The organism is Thermoflexus hugenholtzii JAD2 (genome assembly GCF_900187885.1).
Lineage (GTDB): Bacteria > Chloroflexota > Anaerolineae > Thermoflexales > Thermoflexaceae > Thermoflexus > Thermoflexus hugenholtzii.
This window is the reverse complement of the sequence record NZ_FYEK01000024.1, coordinates 1-16,521: the sequence shown is the minus strand read 5'-3', so window position 1 is coordinate 16,521 and position 16,521 is coordinate 1. Positions and strand designations below refer to the sequence as shown.

Genomic DNA, 16,521 nt, shown 5'->3' with positions numbered 1-16,521 from the left:
CACAGCCCGGACTCAATGGTGAAAGCCCATCCATCCGCCGCGAAAGTGGCCCGCCGCCGGAACGCCCGGCTCGAGCCCCCACCGATTATAGCGCGGGGGAAGAGGCGATCGACGAGCCTCGAGCGAATTCGCCCTCAAAGGATCTTCGCGCCGGACGAAAACAAGCGAAACCGAAAAGCGCCGGCGAAGGCCGGCCCCCGGCGTGCTGTGCGTCGAATGAATTCGACCTCGGGGGACTTCGGCCGACGGTCGGCCTGCGCCGACCAGGAAGGGTTCTGCGTCGGCGGAGGCCGACGCCCGGCGCGCAGCGTCTCGGAAGGCCGATTTCAATCGGCGCGGGAGGTTAACCTTCCGGGACGCTGGGTGTGCGCAGATAGGTAGGGCGCAGGAGGGCCGGATCCGGGCGTTCGCCGGCCTGATAGCGTGCCCAGGCCCGCCGAGCCGCCCCCATCACCCGGGATGGGATCTCCCAGGGGATGCACCAGGCGGCGATCGGATGCCGCTCCAGCACCGCCTGATCCCGGGCGGTCCACTCCCCCACCAGCCAGGTTCCGGGCGTCCAGGCCTCCGCCAGGGCGGAGGCGGTCGTCAGCACCGGCTCTCCCTCCGGCATCCATCCGGCCTCCCAGCGGTAACGATGCAGGGCCAGCCGTCCCCGCCCGGCCGGGATCACCAGATGGAGCGGGCTGAGGGCGGCAGGCAGCTCCGCCAGGATGGCCTCTTCCGTCCCGATCCCGAAGAGGGGAAGCTCCAGGGCCAGGGCCAGACCTTTGGCGGCGGCAACGCCCGCCCGCAGGCCGGTGAAGGACCCGGGGCCGCTCACCACGGCGATGGCCGCCAGATCCTCCGGCCCCAGACCGGCTGCCCGCAACAGCTCCTGGCAACGCGCCATCAGCTCGGCCGTGTGCCGGTCCGGGGTGCGCCAGCAGGCCACTGCCCGCCATTCGGCCCCATCGAAAAGCGCCAAGGCGAGGCCGGAGGTGGCCGTATCCAGAGCTAGCAAATACGTGGGCTTCCGCTCCCTCATCCCGTCTCCACCTGCTCCTTCAATCGTGCAAGGAGCGCCTCGAGGCGCTCCGGCGGGAACTCCCCGATCGCCTCGATCCGAACCCGGCGTCCGGAATCCCCTAACGGGCTCAGGGTGACCCGGAGGTAGGGCTCCGGGATCAGGCCCGCCGCCCGCTCCGGCCACTCGATGGCGATCACCGCGGGCTCCTCGAACAGATCCCATATCCCCAGGGCCCACGCCTCCCCGGGCTCCGCCAACCGGTAGAGATCGACGTGGTAGAACCGGCCACCGTCGGGCAGCGGATAGGCCTGGATCAGAACAAACGAAGGGCTTTGGACGGGGTCCCTCACCCCGAGGCCCTGAGCGAGGCCCTGGATGAAGCGGGTCTTCCCAGCCCCCAAGGGACCCTGCACCGTCACCACGTCGCCGGCCCGGAGCCACCGTCCCAGGACGGCGCCGAGGCGACGGGTCGTTAATTCGTCGGGAGAGAATGTCTCCAGGATCAGCCGGATGACCACAAGGACCTCCTTCGCCGCCGGAGCCCGAGGAGAACGCCGAGCAGGACCCCCCCTGCCGCGACACCTCCCAGAGCGAGGATCGCCGCCGGCAGGACCGTCCGGCGTCCCTCCTCCGGGGGAGTCGGAGCGGATAACGGGATGCCCCGGGCGGCCTCAGGATCGAAGGGTCGGCCATCGGCAGGGATCCCGTGGCGTTGAAGCAGAAAGGCCGTGACCGCCCGGTAATCGGCCTCCGGCAGGCTCCCGGGCGCGTGGAAGGGCATCCGGGCCCGGATGTAGGCATACAGATCCGCCGCCGTGGCAAACCGACGCAGGGTCCCCGGCCCGATGAGCGCAGGAACCACCCGGGGGAGGGTGAAGCCGTCCTCGGGGTAGGGCTGCGGGCCATGGCAGTTGGCCTTCCAGCAGTTCTGATGCGTGGGGGGCCAGGTCGCCCGCCATTCGTCGGTCAAACCCTGTCCCCGATCGCCATGGCACGTCGAACAGCGTCGGGCGAAGACAGCCGCCCCCCGTTCCGCCTCCTCTTCCTGATAGGCATGGGCAGCTGCGTCGGAGAGCTGGAAGGCCAGGCCCAAGAGGCCGAGCATGAACCCCCAGCGGATCCAGGCCACGCTTCCGTGTGATATGTCTCGAGCGACCGCGCGGGCCATCCTCGCTATACCTTCGGCTCGATCTCGGTCGGCGGGAGGTCGCCCATGGCCTCCACCGCGCGGCGGATCTCGGCCACCAGGCGCCGGATGGGATGCTCCGGGAACTGCTCGGCGTAATCCAGGGCGGCGCTTTCCGCATCGACCTCCGGACCGTAGGCCTCCCGCAGGTAATAGAGATGGTCCATGATCCAGAGATAGAGATCGGCCTCCGTCCGCCCCGGGAAGTCCTCCAGGAGACGGTGGGCGCGGATGATCTCGATCACCGGCCGGTAGACGGTGTTATACCAGTGGGTCACGGCCTCATCCTCCGGGATCTCCCGCCCCTGCTCCAGGCCCATGAAGTAGCGATGCACGGCGATGTGCTCCAGCAGGCGATGATAGCCCCCGGCGATGGTGAACCGGATGTCCGCCTCTGGCTGGAGGACGTCCAGCCGCGTCCGCTCCAGGAACTCCTCATACTCCCGCAGGATCTCCAGATCCTCGGCTCGCAGCTCCGGCCCCACCGCCACCCGGCTTCGGACCTCGATGACCTCCGCCTCGATCTCCTTCCAGCCCATGGCCCGGGCCACGGAGATCCGGTGATGGCCGTCGAGGACGAAGTAAGCGTCGCCGATCCGATACAACCGGACCGGGGGGAGATCCCCTTCCCGGAAGAGAATCGTCCCCACGGCGATCCAGCGGTCGGCCGTGTGAGGACGGATCGGGAGGAAGGCCCGATCGAAATCCTGATAGCGGTTGACGCTCCCGATGATGTGATCCAAGGGGACCCGCTGGAGGCCCCGGTAGACGGAGCCCCGCAGGTGGAGCTTCTCCTTCACCTCGTCAAAGGATAGCAGACGGTTTGAACGCCCGGTCAAACGGGCGAGGAGGCTCCGCACCAGCGCCCGGAGACGAGCCCTCCGATACTGGGCAGCGACCTCCTCGGTGAGCGGTCCGTGCTCTTCCATGATCGGCTTCTTGTCCTCCATCCCATCACGGAGTGGTGTGTTCGATCAGAGTTCCAGCAGGTAATACGGGAACACATTGATCACTCGGGTGGGGCCGATTTGAAAGATCGGCCGGCACCCGTGGAAATGCACATGCCCATGCAAAAAATAGCGCGGGCGGAACCGATGGATCAACCAGCGGAAGGCGGCGAAACCCTGATGCGCCAGGTCCGGGGCGTCGCCGATGGCGCGGGGCGGGGCGTGGGCGACGAACACATCCAGCGCTCGGCCATACCGCCACCGATTCCAGAGCAGGCGCGGGACCAGCCGGAGGACCCGCACCCACATCTCCCCCTCGGTATATTGATGGGAGCCTTCGGGATGGTAGCGCCGTGATCCTCCCAGCCCGCTGAGCAGCAGCCCCTGCTCCCACACCACGATCCCCTCCAGGCTTTGTCCGCCCTGCGGGGCCAGGCGGATCCGCCCGTCGGCGCAGAGCTCCGGCCGGTCGTGGTTGCCGTGGACGTAGAAGAGGGGCGCGTTGAACACCTCCATCAGGAACTCGAGATACCCGTAGGGCAGGTCCCCGCACGAGAGGATGAGGTGCACCGGCGCGAGCCACTCCCGGGCCCGAGGGGAATAAAGGGGCTCGACGACCTGGTCGGAGACGGCGAGGATGCGAAGCCGTCCCTCTGCCTTCATGGCCACTCCCGCTGGGCGTTCCGGGCCAGCTTGGCCATCACCGCCTCGCCCAGATCGATCCCGTGCAGCCGGGCCAGCTGCAGCAGATACAACATCACGTCCGCCAGCTCATCGGCCAGGGCCTCGCGATCCGCCGTCTCCCCCCACTGGAAGAGCTCGAGGACCTCCGCGGCCTCCAGGACCAGGGAGATGGCTAGGTTGCGTGGCGTCTGCGGCCGCGGCGAATCCGGCCGATACCAGCCCTTCGAGGTCACGAAATCCTCCATGGCCTGCTCCAGCGCCCGCAGCTCCATGTCCCTTCCTCCGCATGCGATGGGATCCCCGTTCCAGCGCGATCCACGCCCTGCGGACTTACGCCTATAATCCAGAGTGGGCGGGATAGAAAGGCGGAGACCGGTGAGTTTCTTCCGGTTTGGATGGGTGATCGCCCTGGGGCTGATTCTGACGCTGAGCGGGGCCTCCTGTCAACGGACATCGCCGAAGGTGTCCGGAGTTGCGGAGCGCAACCCTCCCACCCCTCTTCCTGCGCTTCCAGCCCCCACCCTTCCCTCCACTCCCCTCTCCCTTCAGCCCGCCCTCCAGGCCCAGTGGGGGTTTCGGGATTATCCGCTACAGATGGCCTGGTCCCCGCGCCGGCCATGGCTGGCCCTCGCCTCCTCCCACCGGGTGTATGTCTATCACATCCCCTCCATGCGGCTTCTCGCGTTCTTCACCACAGAGGCCCGTGTCCTCGAACTGGCCTTCGCCGCGGATGGGGAGCGCCTCATCAGTCGGCTGGAGACCGGCACGCTGAAAGCCTGGGGGATCCCCTCCCGGCGGGAGGAATGGTCCGACGCCGGGATGATCGGCACAGGCCTGATCGCTTCCCCGGATCCCGCCATCCTGGCCGTGGGTCACGCCGATGGATGGGTGCGCCTGCTGGAAACGGCCACCGGCCGGGAGATCCGTCGCGTCCCAGGGGCCCGGCCGCTCGGGTTCTCCCCGGACGGGGAGCGGTTGTTCACCTGTCCCTCTCCGGCGCCGCCGGGTCTGGAGGATCCCCCGTGTCCTTCCCCATCGGGCCTGCTGGAGGTGGAGGTCGCCACCGGTCGGGCGCGGGAGATCCTCCCCGCCGAGGTCCCCCCGGTCTGGACCCCGGAGGGGGAGCGGATCCTTGGCGGGCGCGATGGCGTGATCCGCCGGAGGGATCCGCGCGGCGGCGCGGAGGCGATCCTGTGGCGGAGCCCCTCCGCCCGGATCCGCGCGCTTCAGCTCTCCGGAGATGGGCGCTGGCTGCTCATCCGCTATGCGGACTTTCTGGATCTGGTGGAACGAGGCAGCGGCCGGATCCGGTGGTCCGAACCTGCCGGGCCGGCGGCCTTCTCCCCGGATGGAACCGCGCTGGCGTGGGCGAAGGGAAGCCCGCCCATGCTGGTTCTGCGGGATCTGCGAAGCGGGCGGGAGCGCTGGGCGGTCGGGCCGGAGCCGTGGATCCGCCGCGTGCATGCGCTCGCCTTCTCCGCCAACGGGCGATGGCTGGCGGTGCGCGGGGAAGGGCAGGTGGATCCGAACTTCCCGGAGCTCATCGGGCCCTTCGTGCAGATCCGGGAAGCTGCGACCAGCGCGGAGCGCTATCGCTTCCTCCCCCGCCTGCTCCCTGTGTGGGGTCTGGGTTTCACGCCGGACGGGGCGGCTTTAGGCCTCCTGGAGGGCGCGCTCGTGCGGTTCCGCTCCCTAAGCGACGGGCCCGCCGATCCCCCGATCCCGCTCCAAAGCGGCGAGGGCCTGAGCCTGGCGTTCTCCCCGGAGGGCGATCGGCTGGCTGTCGGCCTGGCCGAGGGACCCATCCGGCTTTATCGGCGCGCCCCGGATGGGAACTGGTCCCTCGAAGGGATTTTGATCGGCCACCGGGGGCCGGTGCGGGCGGTGACCTTCTCCCCCGACGGCCGGCGGCTGGCCTCCGCCTCGTGGGATTGGACGACGCGGATCTGGGATCTGGACCGACGGATGGAACGTGCAAGGATCCGCCATGCCGCCGAGGTCTGGGATGTGGCCTTTTCCCCGGACGGACAGCTTCTCGCTTCCGTGGGAGGAGAGGGGACCCTCCTCTTGGGATGGGAGACCGCCGACGGCGTCGGCCGCCGGGTCCTGGGACGCTATCCGTTCCGGCTGTATGCGGTGGCCTTCTCCCCGGACGGCCGGTATCTGGCGGTGGGGGCGGAGGATGGAACGGTGCGCCTCTGGGACGCCCTCGCCGGCTCCGAGCGCCGCGTCCTGCGGGCAGGGGCGAAGGCCGTTCGGGCCCTGGCCTTCTCTCCCGACGGCCGGTGGCTTGCCGCGGGCAGCGAAGAAGGAGAGGTGAGCCTGTGGGCGATGCCGGAGGGGACCCTCGGCGCCCACTGGGGCCGGGCGGGGGATCCCCTGCGGGCCCTGGCCTTCTCACCGGACGGGGCGTATCTGGCTCTGGGCTATCGCAGCGGGATCGTTCAGCTGTGGCGCTTGCAGTGAGGGGCGGGCGCCCGGACTCTCACGTGGAGGCCATCATCGCCCGCCGCAATCCCCACAGCAGCGCCAGGGCCAGGGCGTAGAAGCCGAAGGAGAGAGCGAACAGCCCCCGGTAGCCGATGAGGTCGGCGATCAGGCCGCCCATAGCAGTGGAAAGCAGGGCGACGCCCAGCAGGGTGTTGGTCAGGCCGATGGTGAGGGGCCGATCGTGGCCCGGGGCGATCTCCAGCAACAGGGAGAGGCCGCCGATGGCCGCCCCGGAGGCGTAGGCGCCGCTCAGGATGAACACCGGCGCCATCAACGCCTCCGCCAGGCCCGGATGCGCCCCGCTCAAGGGCCCCACCATCAACGCCCACAGGACGCTGACCAATCCGCAGGCGGTGGCGCCTTCCAGCACCGCCCGATGGCCCCACCGGACGCTGATCCAGCTCCACAGCAAGTTCGAAAGCAGGGAGGCCCCCACGTTCAACCCCAGGTAAATCCCGATGGCCGCGTCCGGGATCCGCAGGTCCCGGACCGCGTAGGCGGTGAAGAAGGGGGTGGCGATGGCCGCCCACATCAACGCCATCCGGGCCCCCAGGAACAGCCGGTAGGGGAGGTGACGCCAGAGGGCCCGGATGGCCTCTCGCCAGGGAAGCGGAGCGGCATGGTCATCCCGGGTCGGGCTGGGCGGCTCCACCACCATGGCGAAGACCGCCATCCCGATGGAGGTGAAGACCGCGAAGATCAGGAACAGCAACACCACGTTGGAGGGGAAGAGCAGCCCGGCGCGCTCCTCCAGGAGCAGGCGGACCAGCCCGCTGGCCGCCAGGCCCAGCAGCCCTCCGAAGAAGAGGCGGGCGGCGAAGAAGACGCCCCGCTGCCGGGGCGGGATGGTCTTGCCCACGATCTCCATAAACGGCAGCCCGGAGATCCCGGAGGCGAGGGAGATCACCAGATAAGGCAAGAAGAAGGCCAGCAGCATCCATGTCGAATGCGGGGCGGCCAGCCAGATCCCCAGGGCCATGGCGAAGGCCCCTGCCGCTCGCACGAAAGCCATGCGACGATACAGGTCCATGTAATACACGCGATGCCGCATCCGCCGGGAGACGAAGAGCTGGGGCAGGAACCATAGGCCGTCCCGCATCGGGGAGACCAGGGCCAGCAGGAGGTTGGGCGCCCCCAGGCGGGAGAGGAACCAGATCAGCACCAGGTTGGGATCCAGGACCGTCTCCGCGAAGATGAACAGGGCGCCGTTGATCACCCCCACCGTGAAGTTGCGCCGCAAATGCGGATCGCGGGCCTCCCCGGAGATCCCCAGGGAAGCCCGGAGCCGCGCGGAGCGCATCCGCCATTCCCGCCAGACCTGCATCCCCTTCATCCTCCTTGCGATGATCTCCCTGCCGACGGTTCAACCGGATCCTCTCCGCCCGCCAGCGCCGGCAGAGCCCATCCCAATCCGATGAGAACCGCCAGCCCCACCGCTCCCATCCCGATCAGCAAGGGGAGAGCGCTCAGGATCCGGATTTGGTCGGGAAGCGGGGCCAGAAAGCCGATCCCCAGGAGCAGCGCCCCGGCGTTCCAGAGGCTGTGAAGCAGGACGACCAGGAGATACGCGCCGAGGCCCGCGCCCGGACGGCCCTGACGGAGCATCCCCCAGGCCCACCCCATCAGGGCGCTGTTAAAGACATGAAGCGCCGAGGCCCCCAGGCGTCCCAGCGCCGTCAGCGCCCAGGGAGCCCCCAGCGTCCAGTTCAAGAGGTTCTCCGCGATGGCGAAGCCGGCGCCTCCCAGCGCCCCATACAGGATCCCCTCGGCGGTGGGAGCCCGGGCTCGCAGGAAGGCTGGCAGCGGCTTGACCGCCTCTTCGATCAGCGGGACCAGCCCCGCACCGCCGATGAGTAGGCCGGCCCAAACCCACGGATCGCTGAACAAGCGTTCCGGATTCACGACGGGAGGAGCGCCGGGGGAGAACCCCATCGGGAACCACCGGCGAATGAAATCGGGGCCTTCGATGACGAGCCGCGCGATCAGCAACCCCAGGCCCAGCCCGACCAGCATCATCCCTTCCAGGAGGAGTGCCAGGGCTGGCGCGGCCAGCCCCCCCAGGCCCAAACCCCACCAGGTCCGACGGCGGGACCAGGGGACAGCCAAGCGTTGGCGTAACAGGTTGAACCACCACAGCGGCCCCAGCACGGCGATCCCCGCGTGGAGGGGAAGGAGCACGAGGGGAAGATCCGGAGCCAGCCGCTCGACCACCGCCCCGCATCCGATCAGGATCAGGAGGAAGGACAACATCCGGACCTGGGCAGCCAGAGTGGGGACGGGGAGCAGGGCGTCCGGTATCCCCCGGGTGATCCGGATGCCCTCCTGGAAGAGCCCGATCCCCATCAGCAAGCCGAGGAGGAGCAGCCCCGGGGGCGGCATCGGCGCGCTCAGGAGGGCGGCGAGAGCCGCCAGCCCCAGCCACAGCCCGCCGAGGGCCACCCCCGTCAGGAGGCCCGCCGCCACCCATAACGCGCCGGTCGGCGAGGAGCGCTCCGCGACCTCCTCCCGGACTTCCAGCGAAGGGATCTCTTCGGATGGGCCCTCCGGGATGGGCAGGATGCTCATGGCCGTCGATGATCCGTTCGAGGGGCAGAGGGTGGAACGCTCAGCGCTCTTCGATCACCACCTCCAGGAGGCGGTCGCCCGGGGGCGCCCCAGGGTCCGCCTCGGGATCCCGAGGCCGCAGGGCGCGGACGACCTCCAGCCCTTCCACCACGCGCCCGAAGATCGCATAGCGGCCGTTCAGCTGAGGGAGGGGCGCCATCGTGATGAAGAACTGGCTGCCGCCGGTGTTCGGCCCGGCGTTCAGCATCCCGACCATCCCCGGCGCGTCGAAGGTCAGGGTCTCCGTGATCTCGTCCGGGATGGTGTAGCCCGGCCCGCCGAACCCGGTGCCGCTGGGGTCGCCGGTGATGGCCACCACGTCGGAGATCACGTAGTGGAACGTGATGTCGTTATACCAGCCCTGCCGGGCGAGGAAGACGAAGTTGTTCACCGTCACCGGCGCTCGATCCGCGAAGAGCTCGATCACCACCTCGCCCTTCTCCGTCTTCAGGATGGCGCGGTAGCGCCGCGTCGGATCAATGGTCATGGGCGGCGGGGCCGGGAAATGGCGCTCCGCCAGCCGAGCCAGCTTCACCATAGCCTCCAGGTGGGCGTATTCCAGGTAATTCAGGGTCTGCGGCCATGGACGCCCGTTGACCAGCAGGAAGGGCGTGCCCGGGAGGCCCAGGGCGACGGCCTCCGCGTAGGCGGCCTCCACCTTGGCCCGATAGCGTCCCTCCTCCAGATCCCGTCGGAACCGCTCCGCGTCCAGCCCCAGGGTCCGCGCCGCGGAGATCAGGGTTTCGGTGATGTTCGAGCTGGCGACCCATTCCGCCTGATGCTCATAAAGCCAGTCGTGCATCTCCCAGAACTTCCCCTGCGCCCCGGCCGCCTCGCTGGCCTCGGCGGTGATCATCGCCTTGTCGTGGATGGTCCGCAAGGGGAAATGCCGGTAAACCACGCGCACTTCGTTCGGGTAGGCGTCTACCAGACGCCGGAGCAGCGGCGCGAGCTGCCCGCAATACGGTCACTGGAAATCGCCCCACTCGATGAAGGTCACCCGGGCGTCCGGGGCGCCTTTGCTCCAATCCTCCGGCGTCGGGAAGAGGATCCGCTGCAGGTCCGGGGTGGCCGACGGCGCCGCAGCCGCCGGGACGGTGGCCGTGGCCTCCGGGGACGGGCTGGGGGAGGGAGGAGCCGTTGGGGTCCCCGCTCCCCCCGGGCCGGGCGTGGGGCGGGCGCAGGCCGCCAGCCCCAGCGCAACCAGCGCGATCAGAATATAGCCTCCGTTTCGCATCGGGAACTCCTTTCCCCTTTCGGATGTAAGCCGAAACTCCTTTCGGCCTCCGCGATCGCGCTCAGTATAGCACAGGCCCTGCGGGCTCCCATCGGCCTCCCCTTGACTGATAGGAGGATCCGGGGAACAATGCTCCTCCAGCGCGATGGCGCGCGAAACGCCGGTCAACCTTTGCCGGAGGCCGACCCATGGCGTTCATCGGCTTTCGCTGCGGGCGGTGCGGGGCCACCTATGATCCGGGCGAGGTCCGGTATGTGTGCCCGCGGGACGGTGCGGAGGGAACCCTCGACGTGCTCTACGATTACGATCGATTGCGGGCGGCCCTGGACCCGGAGCGGCTGCGGGCGCATCCGGCCCGATCCATCTGGCGCTATGCCCCGTTGCTCCCCTTACGACCTAAGACCCTCGCGCGTGAGGAGGGGGCGGGGCCCTTGCAAACCGTGGGGTGGACCCCGCTCTATCGCGCGGAGCGGACGGCGCGGCGGCTGGGCCTGCGGGCGGTCTACGTGAAAGACGACGGCCGCAACCCGACGGCCTCCTTCAAGGATCGGGCCAGCGCTGTGGTGGCCCTGAAAGCCATAGAGGAGGGCGCCTCAGTGGTCACCACGGCCTCTTCGGGGAACGCGGCGGCGGCCCTGGCCGGCATGGCCGCGGCCCTCGGCCTCGTGGCCGTCATCTTCGTCCCCCACACGGCCCCCCCGGCCAAGATCGCCCAGCTCCTGATCTACGGCGCACGGGTCTATCTGGTGGAAGGTACGTATGACGAAGCGTTCGACCTGGCCATCGCGGCGGCGGAGGCCTTCGGCTGGTATTGCCGCAACACCGCCTACAATCCCTTCACCCGCGAAGGCAAGAAGACCGCGGCCTACGAGCTCTGGGAGCAGCTGGGCGGCCGGGCGCCGGACCGGGTGTTCGTGGCCGTAGGGGATGGGAACATCCTCAGCGGGATCTGGAAGGGCTTTCGGGACCTCGCCGCCCTGGGCTGGATCGATCGCCTCCCCGTCCTGATGGGCGTGCAAGCCGAGGGCGCGGCGGCCCTAGCCCATGCGTGGGCGCGGGGCGATCCGGATGCCCGCCCGGAGCCGGCCCAGACCATCGCCGACAGCATCGCCGTCGGCCGCCCTCGGGACGCCCGCTTCGCCCTGCAGGCGGTCCGGGAAACCGGCGGGGCCTTTCTCACTGTTCAGGATGAGGAGATCCTGCAGGCCATGCAGACCCTGGCCCGGGAGGTCGGGGTGTTCGCGGAGCCCTCGGCGGCCGCCGCCTTCGCCGGGCTGGAGAAAGCCGCCCGGGAGGGGATGGTGGGAGAGGAAGAGGAGGTGGTGGTGATGGCCACCGGCAACGGCCTGAAAGACGTCTCCAGCGCCATCCGGGCCACCGGCGAAGCCCCGCGGATCCCTGCCGCGATCCCGGAGGCGCTGAAACACCTCCGGGCCGAATGGTAGGCAGGGCTTCCGCCCGGGACCCTCTGTTTTCGATGACGCAAAGGTCGCGGCCACAAAAAGATGGTTTCTGTAGGAGGGGCTTGAGCCCCGAACCTCCGTCCTCGATGACGCAAGTGCGGCGAAAGCCGCTCCGTTAACTCCCAACCTCCGGCTCTCGATGACGCAAAGGTCGCTCCTACAGAAAGGGATCCTCCGTTCGTGTATTCGTGCTCCTCATTCGTGGGCAGCCCCGCACGGATGCCGAAATGAATTTCGGCTTACGCAGGAGGGGCTTTCGCCTCGAACCTCCGTCTTCGATCCCGCGATGCGTCACGCCGAAAGCCATCGGGGAGGTCGGCCGGGAATCCAGATGCGAACACCCGAATGCGACCGTTGGAGCCGCCACGTGTGCCCCCATTTGTGGACGGCCTCCCACCAAAGCTCCCCATATATGACGTGTGGGGCACGGGATCCCCCGTGCCCCACGACGCCAGGAGGTGAGCCATGGGCCTGTCGCGCCCCGATCCGACAGGCCTCGTGAAATTTATCTCAAAATGGGCGGGTTGTCAAGTTCCCGGGGAACCGCGAACCGCGCTTCGGCCATGAGGGGGGCGCCCGAGGGGGAAGATCTCGGGACAAGGCAGGTTAGACCCCCTGAGCACCCACAGGGAGCGATCCCCGTGCGGATGAGGGCACGTCCCCTTCGACGCCCCGGCCTTTACAGCCAAGCTGGAGCTCGGAAAAGTTCCTTATGCGGAATCCTCGTGGGCTGAACCGATCTCGCCCGTGGATCGGGCGATCGTTGCCCTCTTCCCCAGTTTGTGAAACTTGGGGAGACCGTCCTTGACCCTTTGCGTCTGATTCAGTAGAATGGGTTTGCGTCTTTCCTCACATTTCCCCGGTGCGGGTGGAAACCCTTAGGGAGGTGCGCGCATGGGCTGGCATGGGCTGACACCCTTTGAGTTTTACGCCGTGCTCGCCGTGCTCGGGGTGGCGATGATCAGTCTGATCTTCGCCTGGATCCTCCGGGCGGAGGTCATGCGTCATCCCAAGGGCACCCCGAAGATGCAGGAGGTCTGGGAGGCGATCCGCGAGGGGGCCGAGGCCTACCTGCGCCGGCAGCTCATGAGCATCCTGCCGTTCATGGGGTTGCTCAGCATCCTGCTCTTCCTCAGCGTCTACATCGTCCCCCCCTCGCCGGAGGCCCGCGAGGTCTTCCCCCAGCTGGACGAGAACACCCTCCGTCTGGTGATGGGGCTGGGCCGGGCGGTGGCCTTCATCCTGGGCGCCGGCTTCTCCCTGGCCGTCGGGCAGCTGGGGATGCGCATGGCGGTGCAGGGGAACATCCGGGTGGCGGAGGCGGCGCGCACCCAGGGCTATGACGCCGCCCTGCGCCTGGCCTACCGGGCCGGCACCATCACCGGGATGCTGACCAACGGCCTGGGGCTGCTGGGCGGCTCCCTCATCTTCTTGATCTTCGGGATCGCCGCGCCGGACGCCCTGCTCGGCTTCGGGTTCGGCGGGACGCTGCTCGCCCTCTTCATGCGCGTGGGCGGCGGGATCTACACCAAGGCTGCCGATGTGGGGGCGGACCTGGTGGGCAAGGTGGAGATGGACGTGCCCGAGGACGACCCGCGCAACGCCGCGGTGGTGGCCGACCTGGTGGGCGATAACGTGGGCGACTGCGCGGGGATGGCCGCGGACATCTTCGAGTCCTATGAGGTCACCATGGTCTCGGCCATGATCCTGGGCCTCGCCCTCCGCGCGGTGGACCCCCAGCACTCGATGGTCTGGATCATCTTCCCGCTGCTGGCCCGGGCGGTGGGGGTGATCGCCTCGATCATCAGCACCTACACCGTCGGCGGGGTGACCGGCCGCCGGGGGGATGCCCTGCGGGCCATCAGCCGCGGCTTCCTGATCGGGGCGGTGCTCTCCTTCCTCGGCTTCGCCGCCATCGGCTTCCTCTATGCCCGGGACTGGCGGGTGGTGGCCTCGACGACGGTGGGCCTGATCCTCTCCCTGGTCATCGAGCGGCTGACGGATTACTTCACCAGCACCGAGCGGGCCCCCGTGGGCGAGATCGAGAAGGCCACCCGAGCCGGGCCGGCCACCACCATCCTCAGCGGCCTGGCCGTGGGCTATGAGTCCACCGTGTGGGCCATCGTGGTCATCGCCCTCACCATCGCCACCTCCACCCTGATCTACTGGGGCCTGCCGCCCGTCTACGTCCTCTACGGGGTCTCCCTCACCGGCATCGGCCTGCTGATGCTCACCGGCAACGTGGTGGGGATGGACTCCTACGGGCCGGTGACGGACAACGCCGGCGGGATCGCCGAGATGGCCGGGCTGGAGGAGCGGGCCCAAGAGGTGCTGGCGGACCTGGATGCGGTGGGCAACACGACCAAGGCGACCACCAAGGGCCTGGCCATCGCCACGGCGGTGATCGCCGCCGTCGCCCTGTTCGGCTCCTACCTCACCGACGTGAGCAAGGTGCAGGCCCAGTTGGGCCAGATGCCTACGCTCCAGGACATCGGCATCCGCATCGACCAGCCGCTGGTCTTCGTGGGCCTGCTGCTGGGCGGGGCCCTGCCCTGGCTCTTCTCCTCCTTCGCCATCCGGGCCGTCAGCCGGGCCGCTACCCTCATCGTGGAGGAGGTCCGCCGGCAGTTCCGCATCCCCGGCGTGCTGGAGGGGACGGTGAAGCCGGATTACGCCCGGGTGGTCACCATCTGCACCCTGGCGGCCCAGAAGGAGCTGCTCTCCCTGGCCCTGCTCTCGGTGGCCACCCCGCTGGTGGTGGGCCTGGTGCTGCAGGTGGAGGCCCTGGGCGCCTTCCTGGCCGGCTCTATCCTGGTCGGGCAGCTGCTGGCGGTCTTCATGGCCAACGCCGGGGCCGCCTGGGATAACGCCAAGAAGCGGGTGGAGAACGAGCCCCGGGATCCCGCCCGCAACCTGGGCAAGGGCAGCGAGCGCCACAAGGCCAGCGTGGTCGGCGACACGGTGGGCGATCCGCTGAAGGACACCGCGGGCCCGGCCATCAACCCGATGATCAAGGCCGTCAACCTGGTCTCGGTGCTGGCCGCCCCCATCATCGTCCAGTTCCGCGGCGCCCTGACCGCTGGGACGCTGCTGGCCATCGGGGCGGCCGTGGCGGTCCTCCTCGCCGTCCTGCTCTGGGTGATCTGGCAGAGCAAGCGGGAGGTGCCGGAGCTGGCCGGCGCGCCCGCCTCCGGCTCGGGCCAGTGATTCGAAGCCCATCGGCGATGAGGAAACATTCATGCGTCGGATGGGGGGAGGCCGCCTGCGGCGGCCTCCCCCGCTGTAACGAGGGATCCGCTCCCTCAACCCTGCGCGTATCTTGCATTCGAGGTGGGCTGTCGATGCGCGTCCTGATCACCGGCGCAGGAGGGCAGCTGGGGCGGGCCCTGCAGGAGGCCATGTCCCTTCACACCTTGATCCCGCTCGCCCGAGCGGATCTCGACGTAACCGATCGGGCGGCGGTCTTCCGGGCCATCCTCCGCGCCCGTCCCGACGTGGTCATCCACGCCGCGGCCATGACCGACGTGGACGGCTGCGCCCGGGATCCCGAAAAGGCCTTCCAGGTCAACGCCCTGGGGACCCAGGCGGTGGCGATGGCTTGCGTCGCCGCCGGCGCCGCCCTGGTCTACATCAGCACCAACGAGGTCTTCGATGGGACCAAGAGGGAGCCGTATCTGGAGTTCGACCCCCCGAACCCAATCAACCCGTATGGCCGCAGCAAGTGGGCTGGGGAATGGTTCGTCTCCCATCTCCTTCAGCGCTTCTACATCGTCCGCACCGCCTGGGTCTTCGGGCCGGGCGGCAACCACTTCATCCGCAAGATCCTCCGGCGGGCCGACGAGCAGGGAGCCTTGCGCGTGGTCCACGATGAGGTGGGTTCGCCCAGCTACACCCGGGACGTGGCCGCCGCCATCGCCCGGCTGATCGAGACCGAGGCCTACGGCATCTACCATTTCGTCAACGAGGGGATGTGCTCCCGCTATGAATACGCCGTTGAGATCCTGCGCCGGACCGGGCGGGCTCACATCCCGGTGACCCCCATTTCCCTGGCGGAGTTCCCGCGCCCCTCGCGGGTCCCTCCCTTTACCCCGCTGCGCAACCTGTGCGGGGCCGCCCTGGGGATCACCTTGCGGCCCTGGCCGGAGGCCCTGGAGGCCTATCTGGCCGAGGAAGGATGGCTGGTCGGATGAACCCGCCCCTCCTCTCCGTGATCATCCCCAACTGGAACGGCGCCGCGCACTTGCCGACCTGCCTGGAGGCGCTGCGCCGGCAGACGTATCCCCACCGGGAGATCCTGGTGGTGGACAACGGCTCGACCGACGGTTCCCTCTCCCTGCTCGCTCACTACCCCGAGGTGCGGGTCCTGGCGCTGGGGCGCAACCGGGGTTTCGCCGGGGCCGTCAACGCCGGGATCCGGGCCGCCCGCGGGGAGATCCTGGTCCTCCTGAACAACGACACGGAGGCGGCGCCGACCTGGCTCGAAGCGCTGGCAGCGGCCTTCGCGCGCCATCCCGACGCCGGGCTGCTGGCCTCCAAGATCCTGCTCTTCGACCGGCGGGAGGTCTTCCACTCCGCCGGCGATTACTACCGGGTGGACGGCATCCCGGGCAACCGGGGGGTCTGGGAGCCGGACGTTGGGCAATACGACCGGGAGGAGGAAGTGTTCTCCGCCTGTGGGGCTGCGGCGGCCTATCGGCGGGCGCTCCTCGAGGACATTGGGCTCTTCGATGAGGACTTCTTCTATTCGTGCGAGGACATGGATCTGGCCTGGCGGGCCCAGATCGCCGGATGGAACTGCTGGTATATCCCCGATGCGGTGGTCTACCACAAGCTCAGCGCCACCGGCGGCGGCCCCATCGCCAGCTTCTACGACGGCCGTAACTTCCTCTATTTGATCGCGA

General features: G+C 68.9%; 15 protein-coding genes and 1 pseudogene. 5 read left to right on the top strand and 11 right to left on the bottom strand.

The genetic code is table 11. The features are described from left to right. Window positions 1-343: 343 nt before the first annotated feature. From tsaB to CFB18_RS05985, 6 genes are read right to left on the bottom strand one after another with little or no spacing between them, the layout of a single operon-like run. Complete coding sequence (tsaB, locus tag CFB18_RS06010; RefSeq protein ID WP_088570905.1) at window positions 344-1,027, bottom strand: tRNA (adenosine(37)-N6)-threonylcarbamoyltransferase complex dimerization subunit type 1 TsaB; 684 nt, start codon at window positions 1,025-1,027, stop codon at window positions 344-346. Then, window positions 1,024-1,527: a tRNA (adenosine(37)-N6)-threonylcarbamoyltransferase complex ATPase subunit type 1 TsaE gene (tsaE, locus tag CFB18_RS06005; RefSeq protein ID WP_159461602.1), complete on the bottom strand. Its 504-nt coding sequence runs from the start codon at window positions 1,525-1,527 to the stop codon at window positions 1,024-1,026. Before tsaE ends, tsaB begins: the two co-directional genes overlap by 4 nt. Continuing rightward, window positions 1,512-2,138: a c-type cytochrome gene (locus tag CFB18_RS06000; protein ID WP_159461601.1), complete on the bottom strand. Its 627-nt coding sequence runs from the start codon at window positions 2,136-2,138 to the stop codon at window positions 1,512-1,514. The genes tsaE and CFB18_RS06000 overlap by 16 nt, the downstream gene beginning before the upstream one ends. A 44-nt stretch (window positions 2,139-2,182) precedes the next feature. Then, the gene (locus CFB18_RS05995; protein WP_143597536.1) at window positions 2,183-3,124 is read right to left on the bottom strand and encodes a DUF4032 domain-containing protein; all 942 of its coding nucleotides are present in this window, start codon (window positions 3,122-3,124) and stop codon (window positions 2,183-2,185) included. 45 nt (window positions 3,125-3,169) lie between these two features. Then, the gene (locus tag CFB18_RS05990; RefSeq protein WP_088570901.1) at window positions 3,170-3,805 is read right to left on the bottom strand and encodes a metallophosphoesterase family protein; all 636 of its coding nucleotides are present in this window, start codon (window positions 3,803-3,805) and stop codon (window positions 3,170-3,172) included. After that, on the bottom strand, window positions 3,802-4,098 hold the full coding sequence (locus CFB18_RS05985) for a nucleotide pyrophosphohydrolase (protein WP_088570900.1): 297 nt from the start codon (window positions 4,096-4,098) through the stop codon (window positions 3,802-3,804). The genes CFB18_RS05990 and CFB18_RS05985 overlap by 4 nt, the downstream gene beginning before the upstream one ends. A gap of 103 nt (window positions 4,099-4,201) precedes the next feature. Here CFB18_RS05985 and CFB18_RS05980 point away from each other — a divergent pair, with 103 nt between their 5' ends. Beyond that, window positions 4,202-6,292: a WD40 repeat domain-containing protein gene (locus tag CFB18_RS05980; protein WP_088570899.1), complete on the top strand. Its 2,091-nt coding sequence runs from the start codon at window positions 4,202-4,204 to the stop codon at window positions 6,290-6,292. Between the two features lie 19 nt (window positions 6,293-6,311). Here CFB18_RS05980 and CFB18_RS05975 read toward each other — a convergent pair whose 3' ends face one another. From CFB18_RS05975 to CFB18_RS05960, 5 genes and pseudogenes are all read right to left on the bottom strand, one after another. Further along, complete coding sequence (locus tag CFB18_RS05975) at window positions 6,312-7,640, bottom strand: MFS transporter (RefSeq protein ID WP_088570898.1); 1,329 nt, start codon at window positions 7,638-7,640, stop codon at window positions 6,312-6,314. A 5-nt stretch (window positions 7,641-7,645) separates the two neighbouring features. Continuing rightward, window positions 7,646-8,881, bottom strand: a complete 1,236-nt coding sequence (locus CFB18_RS05970; RefSeq protein ID WP_088570897.1) for a PrsW family glutamic-type intramembrane protease — start codon at window positions 8,879-8,881, stop codon at window positions 7,646-7,648. 40 nt (window positions 8,882-8,921) lie between these two features. Then, window positions 8,922-9,407, bottom strand: coding sequence for a peptidylprolyl isomerase (locus CFB18_RS16390; protein ID WP_320410126.1), 486 nt, complete (start codon window positions 9,405-9,407; stop codon window positions 8,922-8,924). A gap of 102 nt (window positions 9,408-9,509) precedes the next feature. Then, a pseudogene (locus CFB18_RS16385) lies at window positions 9,510-9,875 on the bottom strand (DsbA family protein); the annotation flags it as partial. A gap of 12 nt (window positions 9,876-9,887) precedes the next feature. Continuing rightward, complete coding sequence (locus CFB18_RS05960; protein WP_088570895.1) at window positions 9,888-10,157, bottom strand: hypothetical protein; 270 nt, start codon at window positions 10,155-10,157, stop codon at window positions 9,888-9,890. Window positions 10,158-10,345: 188 nt separating this feature from the next. Here CFB18_RS05960 and thrC point away from each other — a divergent pair, with 188 nt between their 5' ends. The 4 genes from thrC to CFB18_RS05940 form a co-directional block, all read left to right on the top strand. After that, window positions 10,346-11,602, top strand: coding sequence for a threonine synthase (gene thrC, locus CFB18_RS05955; RefSeq protein ID WP_088570894.1), 1,257 nt, complete (start codon window positions 10,346-10,348; stop codon window positions 11,600-11,602). A gap of 912 nt (window positions 11,603-12,514) precedes the next feature. Continuing rightward, the gene (locus CFB18_RS05950; protein ID WP_088570893.1) at window positions 12,515-14,827 is read left to right on the top strand and encodes a sodium-translocating pyrophosphatase; all 2,313 of its coding nucleotides are present in this window, start codon (window positions 12,515-12,517) and stop codon (window positions 14,825-14,827) included. A gap of 134 nt (window positions 14,828-14,961) precedes the next feature. Continuing rightward, window positions 14,962-15,810 (top strand): dTDP-4-dehydrorhamnose reductase, encoded by an 849-nt coding sequence (rfbD, locus tag CFB18_RS05945; protein ID WP_088570892.1) that lies wholly within the window; start codon window positions 14,962-14,964, stop codon window positions 15,808-15,810. Beyond that, the coding region (locus tag CFB18_RS05940) for a glycosyltransferase family 2 protein (protein ID WP_088570891.1) at window positions 15,807-16,521 on the top strand (715 nt) is incomplete at its 3' end. The genes rfbD and CFB18_RS05940, both read left to right, overlap by 4 nt.